The sequence below is a fragment of the Burkholderia sp. DN3021 genome (assembly GCF_049805555.1).
Classification (GTDB): domain Bacteria; phylum Pseudomonadota; class Gammaproteobacteria; order Burkholderiales; family Burkholderiaceae; genus Burkholderia; species Burkholderia pyrrocinia_C.
The window spans coordinates 85983-102949 of the sequence record NZ_JBNCAB010000006.1 but is presented as its reverse complement, the minus strand read 5'-3'; the positions used below and the strand labels follow the sequence as shown (position 1 = coordinate 102949).

Annotated in this window: 21 protein-coding genes and 2 tRNA genes; 14 read left to right on the top strand and 9 right to left on the bottom strand. The window is 64.9% G+C overall.

What is annotated here, in order from left to right; translation table 11 throughout:
* Positions 1 to 17: 17 nt before the first annotated feature.
* The 7 genes from ACPUER_RS05575 to ACPUER_RS05545 form a co-directional block, all read right to left on the bottom strand.
* Complete coding sequence (locus tag ACPUER_RS05575) at positions 18 to 710, bottom strand: amino acid ABC transporter permease (RefSeq protein WP_034184073.1); 693 nt, start codon at positions 708 to 710, stop codon at positions 18 to 20.
* A gap of 122 nt (positions 711 to 832) precedes the next feature.
* Positions 833 to 1627, bottom strand: a complete 795-nt coding sequence (locus ACPUER_RS05570; RefSeq protein ID WP_204426282.1) for a cystine ABC transporter substrate-binding protein — start codon at positions 1625 to 1627, stop codon at positions 833 to 835.
* Between the two features lie 105 nt (positions 1628 to 1732).
* Positions 1733 to 2770 (bottom strand): quinone-dependent dihydroorotate dehydrogenase, encoded by a 1038-nt coding sequence (locus tag ACPUER_RS05565; RefSeq protein ID WP_111017170.1) that lies wholly within the window; start codon positions 2768 to 2770, stop codon positions 1733 to 1735.
* Positions 2771 to 2867: 97 nt separating this feature from the next.
* Complete coding sequence (locus tag ACPUER_RS05560) at positions 2868 to 3698, bottom strand: arginyltransferase (RefSeq protein ID WP_072441596.1); 831 nt, start codon at positions 3696 to 3698, stop codon at positions 2868 to 2870.
* Positions 3699 to 3731: 33 nt separating this feature from the next.
* Complete coding sequence (gene aat / locus ACPUER_RS05555) at positions 3732 to 4496, bottom strand: leucyl/phenylalanyl-tRNA--protein transferase (RefSeq protein ID WP_425130575.1); 765 nt, start codon at positions 4494 to 4496, stop codon at positions 3732 to 3734.
* 10 nt (positions 4497 to 4506) lie between these two features.
* Entirely contained in the window at positions 4507 to 5052 is a 546-nt protein-coding gene (locus ACPUER_RS05550; RefSeq protein ID WP_021161562.1) for an NUDIX hydrolase, read from the bottom strand.
* Positions 5053 to 5233: 181 nt separating this feature from the next.
* Positions 5234 to 5310, bottom strand: a tRNA-Met gene (locus tag ACPUER_RS05545).
* A gap of 197 nt (positions 5311 to 5507) precedes the next feature.
* Here ACPUER_RS05545 and ACPUER_RS05540 point away from each other — a divergent pair.
* From ACPUER_RS05540 to ACPUER_RS05530, 3 genes are read left to right on the top strand one after another with little or no spacing between them, the layout of a single operon-like run.
* Positions 5508 to 6005 (top strand): heme-degrading domain-containing protein, encoded by a 498-nt coding sequence (locus ACPUER_RS05540; RefSeq protein WP_425130574.1) that lies wholly within the window; start codon positions 5508 to 5510, stop codon positions 6003 to 6005.
* 3 nt (positions 6006 to 6008) lie between these two features.
* Positions 6009 to 6347, top strand: coding sequence for a DMT family transporter (locus tag ACPUER_RS05535; RefSeq protein ID WP_175961519.1), 339 nt, complete (start codon positions 6009 to 6011; stop codon positions 6345 to 6347).
* A 31-nt stretch (positions 6348 to 6378) separates the two neighbouring features.
* A complete protein-coding gene (locus ACPUER_RS05530) occupies positions 6379 to 7533 on the top strand; it encodes an enoyl-CoA hydratase/isomerase family protein (protein WP_425130573.1) in 1155 nt (384 codons plus the stop codon).
* Positions 7534 to 7641: 108 nt separating this feature from the next.
* Here the strand turns inward: ACPUER_RS05530 and ACPUER_RS05525 are convergent, their stop codons facing one another.
* Positions 7642 to 8070, bottom strand: coding sequence for a hypothetical protein (locus tag ACPUER_RS05525; protein ID WP_111017165.1), 429 nt, complete (start codon positions 8068 to 8070; stop codon positions 7642 to 7644).
* A 341-nt stretch (positions 8071 to 8411) separates the two neighbouring features.
* Here ACPUER_RS05525 and ssuD point away from each other — a divergent pair, with 341 nt between their 5' ends.
* The 9 genes from ssuD (at position 8412) to ACPUER_RS05480 (ending at position 15089) form a co-directional block, all read left to right on the top strand.
* Entirely contained in the window at positions 8412 to 9569 is a 1158-nt protein-coding gene (ssuD, locus tag ACPUER_RS05520; RefSeq protein WP_072441762.1) for an FMNH2-dependent alkanesulfonate monooxygenase, read from the top strand.
* Between the two features lie 17 nt (positions 9570 to 9586).
* A complete protein-coding gene (gene ssuC, locus ACPUER_RS05515) occupies positions 9587 to 10399 on the top strand; it encodes an aliphatic sulfonate ABC transporter permease SsuC (protein ID WP_152861527.1) in 813 nt (270 codons plus the stop codon).
* On the top strand, positions 10396 to 11355 hold the full coding sequence (locus ACPUER_RS05510) for an ATP-binding cassette domain-containing protein (RefSeq protein WP_425130572.1): 960 nt from the start codon (positions 10396 to 10398) through the stop codon (positions 11353 to 11355). The genes ssuC and ACPUER_RS05510 overlap by 4 nt, the downstream gene beginning before the upstream one ends.
* 56 nt (positions 11356 to 11411) lie before the next feature.
* Positions 11412 to 11627 (top strand): TOBE domain-containing protein, encoded by a 216-nt coding sequence (locus ACPUER_RS05505; RefSeq protein ID WP_006400187.1) that lies wholly within the window; start codon positions 11412 to 11414, stop codon positions 11625 to 11627.
* 143 nt (positions 11628 to 11770) lie between these two features.
* Positions 11771 to 11968, top strand: coding sequence for a hypothetical protein (locus ACPUER_RS05500; RefSeq protein WP_011351863.1), 198 nt, complete (start codon positions 11771 to 11773; stop codon positions 11966 to 11968).
* Positions 11969 to 12023: 55 nt separating this feature from the next.
* Positions 12024 to 12272 carry a hypothetical protein gene (locus tag ACPUER_RS05495; protein ID WP_072441576.1) on the top strand — a complete coding sequence of 83 codons (249 nt, stop codon included), beginning with the start codon at positions 12024 to 12026 and terminating at the stop codon, positions 12270 to 12272.
* 130 nt (positions 12273 to 12402) lie between these two features.
* On the top strand, positions 12403 to 13389 hold the full coding sequence (gene dusA / locus ACPUER_RS05490; protein ID WP_425130593.1) for a tRNA dihydrouridine(20/20a) synthase DusA: 987 nt from the start codon (positions 12403 to 12405) through the stop codon (positions 13387 to 13389).
* A gap of 56 nt (positions 13390 to 13445) precedes the next feature.
* Positions 13446 to 13521, top strand: a tRNA-His gene (locus ACPUER_RS05485).
* A gap of 1319 nt (positions 13522 to 14840) precedes the next feature.
* Positions 14841 to 15089 (top strand): hypothetical protein, encoded by a 249-nt coding sequence (locus ACPUER_RS05480; protein ID WP_425130571.1) that lies wholly within the window; start codon positions 14841 to 14843, stop codon positions 15087 to 15089.
* Between the two features lie 75 nt (positions 15090 to 15164).
* On the opposite strand, the gene ACPUER_RS05475 is transcribed toward ACPUER_RS05480, so the two are convergent.
* Entirely contained in the window at positions 15165 to 15629 is a 465-nt protein-coding gene (locus ACPUER_RS05475) for a plasmid fertility inhibition factor family protein (RefSeq protein ID WP_425130570.1), read from the bottom strand.
* Positions 15630 to 15942: 313 nt separating this feature from the next.
* Between ACPUER_RS05475 and ACPUER_RS05470 the strand changes: the two genes are divergently transcribed.
* Together ACPUER_RS05470 and ACPUER_RS05465 are read left to right on the top strand one after the other, a co-directional pair.
* Entirely contained in the window at positions 15943 to 16338 is a 396-nt protein-coding gene (locus ACPUER_RS05470) for a hypothetical protein (protein ID WP_425130569.1), read from the top strand.
* Between the two features lie 206 nt (positions 16339 to 16544).
* Positions 16545 to 16907, top strand: a complete 363-nt coding sequence (locus tag ACPUER_RS05465; protein WP_425130568.1) for a hypothetical protein — start codon at positions 16545 to 16547, stop codon at positions 16905 to 16907.
* The last annotated feature ends 60 nt before the right edge of the window (positions 16908 to 16967 follow it).

Here is a 16967-nt window from a genome sequence, read left to right as displayed (position 1 = left end):
CGGCGGATGGCGTGCGCTCAGTGCCGCGACGGCAGCGACAGGCGCTTTTCGTACCAGCGCTGCGCCCATTCGAGGATCTGGCACAGGATCCAGTACACGGCCGCGGCGGCGAGATAGAGCGGCAGCGGCTGGTAGGTCGCCGCGATCACTTCCTGCGCGCTGCGCAGCAATTCGGTCACGGTGATCACGGACACGAGCGACGTGTCCTTGATCAGGCTGATCAGGCTGTTCGACAGGCTCGGCACCGCGATGCGCAGCGCCTGCGGGCCGATCACGTAGCGCAGCGTTTGCCCCCACGACAGCCCGAGGCTGTACGACGCGAGCCACTGGCCGCGGTGGATGCCGTTGATTGCGCCGCGCATGCTTTCGGACATGTAAGCCGCGACGTTCGCGGACAGCGCGATGACGCCGGCCGGCGTCGGTTCGAGCGAGATGCCGAGGCTCGGCAGCCCGTAGTAGATGACGAAGATCTGCACGAGCAGCGGCGTGCCGCGCATCAGGCTCACGTACGCGCGCGCGAGCCACGCGAGCGCATTGACCCAGATGCGTTCGAAGCCGTCGAGCGGCTCACTCTGCCGGATGCCCATCATCGCGAGCACGACAGCGCCGAGCAGGCCGAACACCATCGACAGCACGGCGAACTTGACGGTCAGTACGGCGCCCTGGGCGAGCACCGGCAGCGATTGGACGAGCAGGGACGTTGTCGACATGGAATACGAATCGGATGCGTGCGCGAAAGCGCAATCATAAACCGGACGAATAAAGCAAAGGGCGGCATCGTTGCGGATGCCGCCCTGTCCGGCCCGCCGTCAGGCGGGAAATGCAGGCGTGCTTACTTGATCGGCTTCGTCACGTCGATGCCGAACCACTTGTCCGAGATCTTCGTGAACGTGCCGTCGGCCGCGAGCTGGGCCATCGCGTCGTCGATTGCCTTCTGGAACTTCGGGTTGCCCTTCTTGAACGGGATGCCCGACGGGTTCGCCGAGCCGACGTTCGCGCCCGGGCGCAGCGGCAGCTGCGAATTCTTCGTCAGGTACGCGAGCATCAGGCGGTCGTTGAGCGCTGCGTCGAGGCGGCCGGCCGCGAGATCGCGCAGGTACTCGGGCGCGCCCGGGTACGTCTTCACGTCGATGCCGGGCACCGACTTCGCCATGTCCATGTAGTTCGTGCCGAGCGCGACGCCGAGCTTCTTGCCCTTCAGGTCTTCCAGCGACTTGAAGTCACGCGAGTCGTCCTTGCGCTGGATCAGTTGCGCGGACGAGTACGTGTACGCCGGCGAGAAGTCGAGCGTCTCCTTGCGCTTGTCGGTGATGCCGACCTGGTTGGCGATCACGTCGAACTTGCCGGCCTGCAGGCCCGCGATGATGCCGCTCCATTCGGTCGTCACGAACTCGGCCTTCACGCCGAGCTTCGCGGCGACGGCCTTCGCGACATCGACGTCGAAGCCGACGAGCTCGCCTTGCGGGTTCTTCGAGTTGAACGGCGGGAACGTGCCCTCGAGGCCGATCCGCAGCGTGCCGCGTTGTTTCACCTGGTCGAGGAGATCGGCCGCATGCGCGGTGGCGGCGGCGAACGACGAGCCGATCAGGCCCGCAACCAGCAGCTTCTTCAGCAGCGAAAATTTCATCGTGTGAGCTTCCTTGCCCCAGCGGGGGCTCTGTTCCGATAGTGCGACCGATGATAGCAAAAATGCAATCGGTCGATAAATATCGTTTGTTTATGCCTATATTACTTACGCGGTGCGCTCGCGGGCGATCGCCTTCACGCATTCCGAGACGAGCGCGGGGCCGCGGTAGATGAAGCCCGTATAAAGCTGGACCAGCGACGCGCCGGCCGCGAGCTTCGCTCGGGCGTCCTCGCCCGAGAAAATGCCGCCGACGCCGATGATCGGCACTTCGCTGCCGACTTCGGCGTGCAGCTTGCGGATCACTTCGTTCGACGCGTCGAACACCGGCCGGCCCGACAGGCCGCCGGCTTCGTCCGCGTGCGGCAGGCCCTGGACGGCCGCGCGCGACAGCGTCGTGTTGGTGGCGATCACCGCTTCGATCTTGTGGCGCAGCAGCGTGTCGGCGATTTCCTTGACCTGTTCGTCGTCGAGATCGGGTGCGATTTTCAGCGCGAGCGGCACGAGCTTGCCGTGCAGGTCGGCGAGGCGCTGCTGCTTGTCCTTGAGCGCCGCGAGCAGCGCGTCGAGCTCGCCCGCGCCCTGCAGCTGGCGCAGGTTTTTCGTGTTCGGCGACGAGATGTTGATCGTCACGTAGCTCGCGAACGGGTATACGCGTTCGAGGCAGTACAGGTAGTCCTCGGCCGCGCGTTCGATCGGCGTATCGGCGTTCTTGCCGATGTTCAGGCCGAGGATGCCGCGATAGCGGGCGGCCTGGACGTTCTTCACGAACTGGTCGACGCCGTGGTTGTTGAAGCCCATCCGGTTGATCAGCGCTTCGGCTTGCGGCAGGCGGAACATCCGCGGGCGCGGGTTGCCGGGCTGCGGGCGCGGCGTGACCGTGCCGACCTCGATGAAGCCGAAGCCGAGCGCCGCGAGGCCGTCGATGGCCGCGCCGTCCTTGTCGAGGCCGGCCGCGAGGCCGACCGGGTTGCGGAACGTGAGCCCCATCACGGTGCGCGGCGCGTCGGGCACGCGGGCCGACAGCGCGCAGGCGAGGCCCGTGCGGCCGGCCGCGCCGAGCGCGCGCAGCGTGAGGTGGTGAGCGTCTTCCGCATCCATCTTGAACAGGGATGCGCGGGCCAGCGGATAGAGGGAACTGAACACGGGAATTGGGCGGGCAGCCGGAATGAATGACAACCCGCTATTTTACCGGGAGTTGCGCGGCAGGGGCGTGCTTCGCTTCGCAGCCCCGCGGTGCGCGTCAGCCCGAGCCGGAATGCCCGCCCGGCAACGGCGCGCGGGCCAGTGCAGCATCGACGGGCGGCAGGTCGACCCGTTCTGGATCGAGTATCTTCCAGCGGCCGTCGATCAGCCCTTCGAGCGGGTGGAAGTTCGCCTTGTACGCCATCTTCGGGCTCTCGCGGATCCAGTAGCCGAGGTACACGTACGGCAGGCCCAGGCTCTTCGCCTGCTCGATCTGCCACAGGATGTTGTAGGTGCCGTAGCTCGTGTGCCGGTCGTCGGGCTCGAAGAACGTGTAGACGGAAGACAGTCCGTCGCCGAGGATGTCGATCATGCTGACCATGCGCAGCTTGCCGCGCTCGCCGCCTGGGGCGTCGAGGTCGCGGAATTCGACGAGGCGCGAGTTGATCCGGCTCTGCAGCAGGAACTGCTCGTACTGGTCGCGGCTGTCGCGATCCATTCCGCCGCCCGCGTGACGCGCGGACTGGTAGCGCATGTAGAGCGCGTAGTGTTCTTCGTCGTAGTGCAGCGGCGAGACCGTCGCGACGAGCGCGCGGTGCCGTTTCCACATCCTGCGCTGTGTGCGCGACGGCACGAACGCGTCGATGGGCACGCGCACCGGTACGCAGGCGCGGCAGCCGTCGCAGTACGGGCGATACGTGAAGACGCCCGAGCGCCGGAAGCCGGCCTTCACGAGTTCGGTGTAGATGTCCGAGTTGATCAGGTGGCTCGGCGTCGCGACTTGCGAGCGCGCGATACGGCCGTCCAGATAGCTGCACGGATAGGGCGCCGTTGCATAGAATTGCAGCGCCGAAAGCGGTGAAAGCGGCAGCTCAGTCGGGTGAGTCATGGGCAGCTCTCGATGCAGGGAAGGAGTGCCGCGCTAGCGCTCGATCCCGGAGGGCGCCGCCGTTTCGGCGGGGCCCGTCAGCGCGGCGAGCACGCGCTTGTCGAACTGCCACGGAATCGGCGGTTCGGCTACCGCGCGGCGCACGTGAGCGACAAAGGCCTTGCGTGCGATCTCGCGGCCGCCGAGCGACGCTAGATGCGACGTATTCTGCTGGCAGTCTATCATCTCCAGCCCCTGGTCGCGAAGATGGGCGACGAGCGCGGCCAGCGCGATTTTCGATGCGTTGGTGGCATCCGCATACATCGATTCGCCGAAAAACATCCGCCCGAACGACACGCCGTACAGGCCGCCGACGCGGCGCCCGTCGTGCCACGTCTCGATGCTGTGCGCGTTGCCGGAGCGGTAGAGCGACGTATAGGCGTCGATGATCTCCGCCGTGATCCACGTGCCGCGCTGCCCGCGGCGCGGCGCCTGCGCGCAGGCGCGCATCACGCCCGGAAAGTCGTGATCGACACGCACTTCCCATGCGGGCTCGCGCAGCACGCGCTTCAGCGTCTTGCGCAGCGACGGCGACACCTTGAATTCGGCCGGCACGAGGATCATGCGCGGGTCGGGGCTCCACCACAGCACCGGCTGGCCGTCCGAGTACCACGGGAAGATGCCGCGCAGGTATGCGTCGATGAGGCGCGACGGCAGCAGGTCGGCGCTCGCGGCGAGCAGCCCGGGCGCGCCGGTCGCGGGACCGAGCGCGCGTTCGATGGGCGGAAACGGATCGTCCGGGCCGAGCCAGGGGACCATGGGGACGAGCTCAGCCGTTGCGCAGCGAGCGGAAGATATCGCCGGTGTGCACGCCGTAGTCGCCGGCGGCGCGATCGGCGAAGAAGAATCGCAGGGTCTGGCTGACGGTCGGGAACGCGATTTCGTCCCAAGGGATGTCGGCTTCGTCGAACAGCTTCACTTCGAGGCTTTCCTCGCCGGCTTCGAAACCCGGATCGGTGAGCCGCGCGAGGTAGAACAGGTGGACCTGGTGCACGTGCGGCACGTTGAGCAGCGTGAACAGGTTCTGTACCTCGACGCGCGCGCCGGCTTCCTCGAGCGTTTCGCGCGCGGCGGCTTCGGCCGTCGTCTCGCCCATTTCCATGAAGCCCGCGGGCAGCGTCCAGAATCCGTAGCGCGGTTCGATCGCGCGGCGGCACAGCAGGATCTGGTCGCCCCAGACCGGGACCGTGCCGACGACGTTGCGCGGATTCTGGTAATGGATCGTGCCGCAGTGATCGCAGACGAAGCGCTCGCGGTTGTCACCCGGAGGAATGCGCGCGATGACTTCGTGACCGCAGACGGAGCAGAATTTCATGTCGAGTGGAAGGGACGAGGTGATGCGAGTGTATCACCGGGGCGCGGCATTCTCGAACGCCTGCACATGCGGGCGGCGTGCCGTGCGAAGCGGCATGCGTGCGCGAAGAGGGTGTGGGGATCGGGTACGGAAAAACAAAAAGCCCGGCGCTGGGCCGGGCTTTTTGCATGAATCGGGACGTTGGTTGCGGGGGTAGGATTTGAACCTACGACCTTCGGGTTATGAGCCCGACGAGCTGCCAGACTGCTCCACCCCGCGTCCGTCGAAGAAATGAATTATAAGGAGTTACCCGAGCGCGCGCAAGCACTTTCTGACAATCGCGTGTCGCGTCTTGCGGGGACGGTACGGTGGGCGCGTGCGCTAGAATCGAGCGGTTTGTTTCGTCTCTTCGGTAGCGGCGCCGTGCGCGATCGCATCGGCACCGCTGCGGCTCACCTTATTGCATCGACGGATTCATGGACATCGCTCACGATCTTCAATCGATCGGCGCGCAGGAACAGGCGCTCGTGTTTCCCCATTTCGACCCGGTCCGCGCGTGGGCGCTCGGCAACCGGATGCATGCGCTCGCGACGTCGCGCGGCCATGCCATCGCGATCGACATCGTCACGTTCGGCCAGCCGCTGTTCTACGCGGCACTCGCCGGTGCTACCCCCGACAACGCCGACTGGGTGCGCCGCAAGCGCAACGTCGTCGCGCATTTCCGGCGCAGCTCGTATGCGATCGGCCTGCGCATGCAGCAGGCCGGCGCCACGCTGGCGGACAAGCACGGGTTGCCGATCGCCGAATATTCGCCGCACGGCGGTTCGTTTCCGCTGACCGTTGCGGGCGCCGGCGTGATCGGCTCGATCACCGCGTCGGGGCTGCCGCAGCGCGCGGACCACGAATTCGTCGTAGAGGCGCTGTGTGCCGAGCTCGGCCAGGACTACGCCGTGCTGGCTCTCGCAAGGAGCTGAGCGATGCAGCTTCCCGGATACGCATGGCTCGCGATCGCGATCGTCGCGGAAGTGGTCGGCACGTCCGCGCTGCGCGCGGCGGACGGCTTCACGCGCTTCTGGCCGTCGGCGCTCGTCGTCGCCGGTTACGGCATCGCGTTCTACTGCCTGTCGCTGACGCTGCGCACGATGCCCGTCGGCATCATCTATGCAGTCTGGTCGGGCGCCGGAATCGTACTGATCACGCTCGTCGCGATGCTGCTCTATCGTCAGGTGCCGGACGTGCCGGCGGTGATCGGCCTAGGGCTGATCATCTCGGGCGTCGTGGTGCTGAACCTGTTCTCGAAGATGCAGTCGCACTGAGCGTGCGACTGCCATTTGCCGGATGGCCCTCATGACCGATTCCACTTCCGCTGCCGTTTCCGCCGAATCCGCCCAGCCTGACGTGCGCGCCTATGTCGCGAACCGCATCGGTTTTCTCGAGCTGAACCGGCCGAAGGCATTGAACGCATTGTCGGGCGGCATGATCCGGCTGATGCAGCAGGCGCTCGACGCGTGGCGCGACGATCCGGAGGTGGTTGCGGTCGTCGTGCACAGTCCGCATCCGCGCGCGTTCTGCGCGGGCGGCGACGTGCGCTTTTTCCACGACGCATGGCAGCGCGGCGACCGCGATGCGATCGACGCGTTCTTCATCGACGAATACACGCTGAACCATACGATTTTCACCTATCCGAAGCCTTATATCGCGCTGATGCACGGCGTCGTGATGGGCGGCGGCATGGGTATTTCGCAGGCGGCGCGGCATACGGGCGGCCTGCGCGTCGTGACCGATTCGACGAAGATGGCGATGCCCGAAACGCGCATCGGCCTGTTCCCGGACGTCGGGATGAGCTGGTTTCTCGCGCGCACGCCCGGCGCGATCGGTCGTTATCTCGCCGTGACGGGCGCGACGCTCGACGCGGCCGGTGCGCTGTACGCGCGGCTCGCCGACGTCTATCTGCCCGATGCCGCGCTGCCGACGCTGCTCGATACGCTGCGCAGCGCGCGCATCGACAGCGGTGCGCAGGCCGTCGCCTGTGTGGCCGACGCGGCTGCCGCGCACAAGGTCGTGCCGACGCCGGACACGTCGGCGCTGGCCGATGCGCGCGCCGGGATCGACCGCCATTTCGCGCAGCCCGACATCAACGCAATCCTCGCGTCGCTCGATGCCGAGCCGGATTGCGCGGCCGTCGACGGGTGGGTCGAGAAGGCGACCCACGCGATGCGAGGCCAACTGTCGCCGTTGTCGATGGCCGTGTCGCTCGAAGTCGTCGAACGCGCACGCGGTGCGACGATGGCCGATTGCCTGCGGCGCGATCTCGATCTCACGCGCTCGACGTTCGCGCGCGGAGACGTGATCGAAGGCGTGCGCGCACTGATCGTCGACAAGGATCACCAGCCGGCCTGGCGCTTCAAGTCGGCCGCGGACATCGATCGGGCCGAGGTGCTCGCGATGTTCGACTGCCCGTGGACGCCCGACACGCATCCGCTGCGGAACCTGAACGACTGACCCGCGCGCGAGACAGAAACGAAAAGGCCGCCTGCACATGCAGGCGGCCTTTTCGTCTATTGACCGTCGATCGCTCTGCGGTCGAAGGGCGCGGAGACCGGGCCCGCGTTACTCGTTGCCCGCGTCGTCCGACATGAACGCGCGCATGAACACGAGCGCGCCGAAGCCCCACACCGCGTTCGCCGCGAAGCCGGCCGCGAGCACGGGCATCATGTTGCCCGACGGCCAGATGCCGCGCAGCGGATCGATCGCGAACACGCGTGCTGCAGTCAGCACGATGCCGCCGAACATGAGTGCGCCGATCCACGACGCCTCGCGTTCCGGCGACACGCGCAACAGCCATGCCATCGGGATCGCGCAGCACGCGCTGATCAGCGCGTTCGCGACAAATTCAGGAATGCCGAGCGGCGCGAACGGCTGCGTGGAGAAGCCGGCCGCGGCGATCAGGTCCGCTGTGTGAAGGAGGGCGAGCGTGGCCTCGCGGAAGAACAGGGCGGCAAGGAAGCCGGACAGGAACGGCAGGATGACTTTCTGCATCGATGAGTGCACCGCAGGCACGCACGGCCGGGGCCGTGCGCGCGGAGTTATTCGGATAGGTACGCCATTATAGGGCCCGGTCGCCGCGATATTCGCTCCAGCGTCGTGCTAATCACGAAAGCGGAAAACCTAAGCTCAAAAAAATCGTTCCAAAGCCCTGCCCCGATCCCTAGACTGATTTCCCAGAAACAGCCGTGCAATCGCGTATTTGCCCGCTGCACGGCCTGACCGGCGAACCATCCCGATTCGAACGCACACCATGCATGCGTCGCTCGTCCGCGACGCGAGCAGGGCGACGTTTTTTTCAAATTTCGGCAAGAACAGTCAAGCAGGAGCAGCAGATGAATGTGTTCTGGTTTATCCCCACGCATGGCGACAGCCGCTACCTCGGCACGGCCGAAGGCGCGCGCGCCGCGGATTACGATTATTTCAAGCAGGTCGCCGTCGCGGCGGACACGCTTGGGTACGAAGGCGTGCTGCTGCCGACCGGTCGTTCCTGCGAGGATGCGTGGGTCGTTGCGTCGAGCCTCATTCCGGCGACGCAGCGCCTGAAGTTCCTGGTTGCAATCCGTCCCGGTATCGCGTCGCCGGGGCTGTCGGCGCGCATGGCCGCGACGTTCGACCGCCTGTCGGGCGGCCGCCTGCTGATCAACGTCGTGACGGGCGGCGATGCGGCCGAACTCGAAGGCGATGGCCTGTTCGCCGATCACGATACGCGTTACGAGATCACCGACGACTTCCTGAACATCTGGCGCGGGTTGCTTGCCGCGTCGCACGACAACGGCGGCTTCGACTACATCGGCAAGCACTTGCAGTCGAAGGGCGGCAAGGCGCTTTATCCGCCCGTGCAGCGTCCGCATCCGCCGCTGTGGTTCGGCGGCTCGTCGCCGGCCGCACACGCGATTGCCGCCGATCATATCGATACCTATCTGACCTGGGGCGAGCCGCCCGAGGCGGTCGCGAAGAAGATCGCCGACATCCGTGCCCGCGCGGAGGCGCGCGGCCGCAAGATCAAGTTCGGCATTCGCCTGCACGTGATCGTGCGCGAGACCGAGGACGAAGCATGGCGTGATGCCGAGCGACTGATCAGCCGCCTCGACGACGACACGATCGCGCGTGCGCAGAAGGCGTTCGCGAACATGGACTCGGAAGGTCAGCGCCGGATGGCCGCGCTGCACGGCGGCAAGCGTGGCGGTCGCGAGGCGCTCGAGGTGTATCCGAACCTGTGGGCCGGCGTCGGTCTCGTGCGCGGCGGCGCGGGCACCGCGCTCGTCGGCAATCCCGAGCAGGTCGCCGAGCGCATGCGCGAATACGCGGACCTCGGCATCGAGACGTTCATCCTGTCCGGCTACCCGCACCTCGAGGAGTCGTATCGCTTTGCCGAACTCGTGTTCCCGCTGATCAAGGGCAAGGGCGCGCAGCGGCCGGCCGGCCCGCTGTCGGGGCCGTTCGGCGAGATCGTCGGCAACAACTATCTGCCGAAGGCAAGCCAGAGCTGAGCGAGGAGAGGCCTGCGATGACAACGAAAACGTCGACGACGGGTGCCGCCGTGGCCGCCCGCGCATGGCGCGGCGTTGCGCCGTGGCTCGTGCCCCTCGCGCTGCTGGTTGTGTGGGAAGCCGGCGCGCGCACCGGCTGGCTGTCGACCCGCGTGCTGCCCGAGCCGGTTGCGGTCGTGCGGGCGGCGTGGTCGCTCGTGACGTCGGGTGAAATGTGGGCGAACGTGAAGGTGAGCACGTGGCGCGCGCTGTTCGGTTTTGCGATCGGCGGCGGCGTCGGTCTCGCGCTGGGGCTCGCAACCGGCCTGTCGAAGGCTGCCGAGGTCGCGCTCGATTCGACGATCCAGATGATCCGCAACATCCCGGCGCTCGCGATGATTCCGCTCGTGATCCTGTGGTTCGGCATTGACGAGAAGGCGAAGCTGTTCCTCGTCGCGCTCGGCGTGTTCTTCCCGGTCTACATCAACACGTATCACGGGATCCGCTCGGTCGACGCGAACCTGATCGAAATGGCGAAGAGTTACGGCGTGCGCGGCTTCGCGCTGTACCGCGACGTGATCCTGCCCGGTGCGTTGCCGTCGATCCTCGTCGGCGTGCGTTTCGCGCTCGGGCTGATGTGGGTGATGCTGATCGTCGCGGAAACCATCTCCGCGCAGTCGGGCATCGGCTACATGACGATGAATGCGCGTGAATTCCTGCAAACCGATGTGGTGGTGGTCGGCATCCTGCTGTACGCGGTGCTCGGCAAGCTGGCCGATGTGCTGGCGAAATGGCTCGAGCGCGTGACGCTGCGCTGGCACCCCGCTTACCAATCAGGAGCAAAGGCATGAATGCGACGACTTCGGCGGCCGCCTACGGCCCGCTCGCCGGCGCAGACCTCGAGGCCGAGCTCGCGCAGGCACGCGTCGCGGACGGCGATGCGCGCGACGCGGCGATTCTCGATCGTGACGGCAGCGCATCGGTCGTTCCGCTTGCGCGGCGGCGCGCGGGAAGCCCGGCACCCGACGACGCGGTGACGCTGTCGGGCGTCAGCAAGCGCTTCGGCGCGCGCGCCGTGCTCGACAACGTCGAACTCGGCATCGCGCGCGGCAGCTTCGTCGCGATCGTCGGCCGCAGCGGCTGCGGCAAGTCGACGCTGCTGCGCCTCGTCGCGGGACTCGAGCAGCCGAGCAGCGGCGCGCTCGTGACGCGCGGCGACGGCGGCGGTGCGCTCGATACGCGGATCATGTACCAGGATGCGCGCCTGCTGCCGTGGAAGACCGTGCTGCAGAACGTGATGCTCGGCCTCGGGCGCGGCGCGCGCGACGACGCGCGTGTGGTGCTCGATGAAGTCGGCCTGCTGGAGCGGGCGAACGACTGGCCCGCGCAACTGTCGGGCGGCCAGCGGCAGCGTGTGGCACTGGCGCGCGCACTCGTGCACCGGCCGCAACTGCTGCTGCTCGACGAACCGCTCGGCGCACTCGACGCGCTGACCCGCATCGAGATGCATGCGCTGATCGAGCGCTTGTGGCGCGAGCATCGGTTCACCGCGCTGCTCGTCACGCACGACGTGCAGGAGGCGGTCGCGCTCGGCGACCGCATCCTGCTCATCGAGCAGGGGCGTGTGGCGCTCGACCAGCCCGTACCGCTCGACCGGCCGCGTGCTCGCGCATCGGCGGCGTTTGCGGCGCTGGAAGACCGCGTGCTGAAGCGCGTGCTTGCCGGCGGGCCAGGCGCGGCCGAACCGGGCGCGGTGCATGAAGCAGACAACGTTCGACCGGTCGGGCAGATCCGCTGGGCCGTTTAAATCCGGGCGGCTCCGGCCGCCCGTTCTGAGACTTTTTCTTCGGAGCGATCAACCCGATGAGCATCACTGCAATCAACGTGCGTAACCAGTTCAAAGGCAAGGTGAAGGAGATCATTCGCGGTCCGGTGGTGTCCGAGGTCGACGTCGAGACGCCGTTCGGCATCGTCACGTCGGTGATCACGACCCGCTCGGTCGACGAGCTCGAACTGAAGGTCGGCGCGGAAGTCGTCGCACTCGTGAAGTCGACCGAAGTATCGATCGCGCGTCTCTGAGCGCGCGCTTCCTGCGCCGGTGCGGCGCCGACGGGCCGCCTGCCCGTTGGCGTCGTCCGGCATTCCCGCAGCGCGTTTGCCTCGGTATTCGGCGTCCGGACGAAGTGTTAGGATGGAACGACACCGATGCCGGAGGGCAACGCATGACCCCCATCCTTTCCCCCGAAGCCATCGAGGCGCTGAAGTGGATCGACCAGTTCGGCGAAAGCCGGCCGGTTCCTGCCGCGTTTGGCGACGTCGTCTATGCGTTGCTGAACGAGGGGCTGATCTATCAGGCGGCGGCCGACCGCGTCGACCTGACGGCCGACGGCAAATCCTTTTTGTCCGACGAATACGACTGAGCGCGCGGCGCCGGTTGCATGGGCGGCCTGGCGCCGCGTCGCCACGGAGCGTGCGATGGAACCGAGAGGCAGCGACCTCGGCGATTTCAGCGAGCCGTACCGCGGCTTCGAGATCGAGGTGAAGACCGAGCAGGTCTGGGACGGCGAGCATGCGCACTACCGCGTGCTGCAGGGCGACGCCGTGCGGATCGACTGGCGGCTCGTCAAGGTCGACGGGTTGCTGCTGACCGAACGGCGCGTGATCGAGCGCGTGCTCGACGAGGCGCGAAGGGCGGTCGATGCGGAACTGGGCGAGGGCGACTAGCGCGGGCGCCGGGCAGGTGCGGCCCATGTTGCGGTAAAATGTTCGGTTGTTTCCGCGCCGCCTGGCTTGTTGCCCGAATTCCATGTCCGTACCGTCCTCGCTTCCTCCCCGCCGCGTATCCGTCGCGCCGATGCTCGACTGGACCGATCGCCATTGCCGGTCGTTCCACCGTACGCTGACGCGCGATACGTGGCTGTATACGGAGATGATCACGACGGGTGCGCTGCTGTTCGGCGATGCCCAGCGGCATCTCGCGTTCACGCCGAACGAATCGCCGGTCGCGCTGCAGCTTGGCGGCAGCGAACGCGACGATCTCGCGCGCGCCGCGAAGCTCGGCGAGCAGTGGGGCTACGACGAAATCAACCTGAATTGCGGATGTCCGTCCGAGCGCGTGCAGCGCGGCGCGTTCGGCGCGTGCCTGATGAACGAGCCGCAGCTCGTCGCCGACTGCGTGAAGGCAATGAGCGATGCGGTGTCGGTGCCGGTTACGGTCAAGCACCGGATCGGTGTGGACGCGGTCGAGGATTACGCGTTCGTGCGCGACTTCGTCGGCACGGTCGCCGAGGCCGGCTGCGAAACGTTCGTCGTGCATGCGCGCAACGCGATCCTGAAGGGGCTGTCGCCGAAGGAGAATCGCGAGATCCCGCCGCTCAAGTACGACTATGCGTATCAGTTGAAGCGCGATTTTCCGTCGCTGGAGATCGTCATCAACGGTGGCATCAAGACGCTGGACGAAGTCGCGCAGCATCTCGAGCATGTCGATGGCGTGATGCTCGGCCGCGAGGCGTATCACAACCCGTACGTGCTCGCGGAGGTCGATGCGCGCTTCTACGGATCGACGGGTGCGATACCGACGCGCGAAGAAGCGGAAGCGCAACTGATCGAATACTGCGCGGCCGAGCTGAAGCGCGGAACCTATCTCGGCGCGATCGTGCGGCATGCGCTCGGGCTGTATCGCGGCGTGCCCGGCGCACGCGGCTGGCGTCGCGTGCTGTCCGACAACAAGAAGCTCGCGCGCGGCGATCTGGCCGTGTTCGACGAGGCGCGCGCGCATCTGAACGAAGCCGAAGAATTTTTTGAAAAAAAGGCTTTGCAAGATTCAAAAGACTTCGTATAATCTTGCTTCTTCGCTGCTGAAACAAAAACAGCGAAGAGCAGAAAGCAGTATCAGTGGTGGCTGTAGCTCAGTTGGTAGAGTCCAGGATTGTGATTCCTGTCGTCGTGGGTTCGAGTCCCATCAGCCACCCCAAAATTCTCGATCAAAACAGGCGCTTCGGCGCCTGTTTTGCTTTGCGCGGGACAACTCGGGGAACAGCATCGATTCGAGTCTCGCCATCGCCAGAGCGTTCTGCTCGCCATTCATCCGTTTCGCGTAAGTCGTCAGGAACATCTCGATGTCGTGTCCGGGCTGTTTCGCGCAAAAGGCATGGGGTCATGCCGGCCATCAGCATTGCTGTCGCGTAGCGATGTCGCAGGTTGTACGGGCTGCGATAGCGAATTCCGAGTCGTTTCAGGATTGTCGTCCAGAAGCATTCGCCGGAATGCTTGTTCGTCTTCCCATCAAGTTCCGTACCGCGGGCCGTGGAAAATTGCGGCGGCAGATATCTGCGTGAATGAGCGTTGCACGTGCCTTCGTCGATCGGAGCGAATCGAAATTCAATAGTGTTTTTTGAGTGAATCCTTCACGAGCAGGCAATTTTTGTAGCTTCCAACCATTCTGCAATATCTTCGTCTTCTTCTGGCTGCGTGAGGGGGATGAGACCTTCGGCTGTGGCGAGGTCACTGATCGAAGTTAAAGGGAGTCCCTTATCCTTGAGCCATATCTCCGGTAGGCCACGACGTGGTCCGGGGCGACGGTAATACGAGACCATGCATGCGGCCGCATACCAGCACGCCATATCTCCATGTGGTTGCAGGCCTTCGTTTCCCTTCTCAGCATCAGCCACGTGCCATCGGAATTTTTTCGTTGACCGACGAGAGGCACATCCAATATCCGGTAGTTCGGCCGGTTCATTTGCAGTCTCCGGAGTGATGCTATCCGCTGAAGAATAGGAGATTTGCAACGGGAAGCAATGGCGGCGCCTTGGTGAGCGATGCAGAGTATTCAGCGATCCGGGCACCTCTCAGGTAGCGACGTTACGTGCAGCAGCCCGTTTCGACCGCGATCCGTTCGTGGGGCTAAGGTTTGCACGCGCCGTGCCGTTATCTTTTCAGGACAGCCCTCGTGCCTCGGATGCTGATCCGTTTTCTTGCCTGCTCGCGCTTCGCGTGAGCAGGCTTTTTTCGTTTACGGCGACGGAAACCGGAAATTTGGCGGAATAGCGCAGGGATTTGGCACGAACCGACAAAGCGCAACAGTCTTGCATGCGTGTAATGTGTCGTCTTCCTCGTGCCCTCATGCCTTGCAGGGCCGTTCGATCCCGGCGACCAGTGAAGGCGTCGGGATTTTTTTTGCCTGCACGCAGATGTCCCGGCGGCGAACCGTCACGGCATGCATGTTTCAAAGAACGGTATATTTTGCGACGAGACATTCCGATCAAGAGAACAAGCAGAAGGAGTTGCCAACCGATGCCGGAAACCCGGACCACGCTTCGCGCCGCGACAGCGCACGACGCGCCCCTCATCGCTCGCCTGCACACCCTGAGTTGGCAAACCGCCCGGACGATCGGCGTGGACAAGGTCCATCTGTCGGTGCTGGAAGGCAACGTGCGCGCGATCGGCTTCTATGAGCACAACGGCTGGCAATTGGCGGGTATCGAAACGAGCCGGATCGGCCAGACGGAGGTCACCGATCGGATCTACGCGATACAGGCCTAGCGGCTTGCCGCGATCCGAACGAACGGCCGCACGATATGCAGCCATTCCCGGGCGGAAGCCGAACTTGCTCGTCTGTTACTCGCCGCAATATCGCATGAGCAAATCGGCCTCCGTCTCGTGCACCTCGACGGGCAGGGTCGTCGCGCCGGCATAGGCAAGATAGCGTGCGCGATGCTGGCCGTTGCGGAACGACGCGACGCCGACTTTCGACAAGCCGGGGATGCCGAGCAGCGTTCGCGTTCTTGTCTCGCGAAACGTGATGAACGGCATCTCCGGAATCTTGTCCTGGTCCGGATCGAGGAATTCGCGAATACCCGCGGCTTTTCCGGGAGCCCAGTACTGAACCGACGGCAGCACATAGTCGGTGGTGTCGCGGTCGGCGCATGTCAGCAGTTTCGTCAGGTCGATCGTCACGACCCGATGTCGCGAGTCGTCGGACGGGAATACCCGCTTGAGGTGCGTATAGGCATAGGGGGCATGCCCGGGAAGCTGGATAATCCAGACATCCACGCCATTCAGTTGTGCGCGGGCGAGCGTCATTATTTCCTCTGGTGGCGCAAGCGGTCTTCGTGGCCGGAGTTTAGCAGCGCGATTACGACAGCGGTGCAGGTCGATACCCGGAATAGGAAAACGGAACGAATCGCAGCGGAACCGGATGTGCACAAGGCGCGATTGGCAAAGCGGATGCGGTCATGCGTCGGCGGTCGAAATCGACAGGTCGTGGGAATATCGCGATACTTGCAGCGGAAAGGACGCGCCGCGCGAAATTCACGCATGCTTCATACGGCGTCGCGAAGCCGGGCAGGCGCGGATCGTCAAAAGAACAGAGAGGGCAGATTGACCGGAGAAAACCATGTCGTCGAAACTTGAAATCGAATATCTCGATTACTGTTTCACGGCGACGCTCGAAATCAGGGAGTCCGGTCGGACGGGCGTTGTCGACCGGAAACTGGAATCCGATTCGCGAAGCAAGACGCTCGCGTGGATCGTGTTCGACCGCTTTCTCGAGCGGAATGACTTCGCCGATGAAGAGGATGCGCGTGCAAATATCGTCGACTGGCTGGAGCGGCTTGCCGACCCGAGGTCCGGCGCGTCGGTCGAAATTGCGAAGGCAAACGCGGTTGCCGCCGGGGCGGCGTCAACAGGTTCATCGACTGCCGAAATCGTCGGCGAAACGGTCATTGAAATCGTCAGCGATGTCGACTGGATCGATATGGTAGCCGACTGGTTTTCCAGCAGCTCGCCGTAATGACGAAACCGGGTTTTCCTGCCGCTGGTTATTGCGTTCGTGAAACATGGCTTCACGAAAATCGATGCGAGAAAATGAAGCCGAAATCACGGCTCTCGAGAAAATAGAATAATCCTGCTTTGACATCACCCGCGACTTACCGGAAACTGGGCCGCTTCTGAAAAACGTCCGCTTGAACTAAAACAAAATAGAACTCCAAACATGAAATGAAGAACGCTGCCGACGGCTGGCGCGATCGTCGCCGCTGCCGGTCGCAGGTCTTGCGCTCGGACCGCGACGCCACGCGGCATGCGGACCTGCCTGACGCCGCCATCTTGTCGACAAAGGGTGAGTTGCCGCACAGACCGTCGCGCGGCCCGCGATCACAATTTGGCCGGTTGACCGTTCTTCCCCGGCCCGGTCAACTGTTTCCCCGCTCGCTCGCGCAGGAGCGGGGGCTTTTTGCCCGCCCGACGCCGGAGAGCTGCGTCGGCGGAACCGAACAGGCGTTCGGCAGGCTGCGCAATCGAACCAGGCGCACCCCGATATCCGTTCGCCTGATCCGCATGAATCGCTTTCCTCGTGCCTGAGCGAACCCTCAGGCCCATCGCCGGTTTCGGCCGGCGATGCCTTGATCCCGGCAGCGCGCA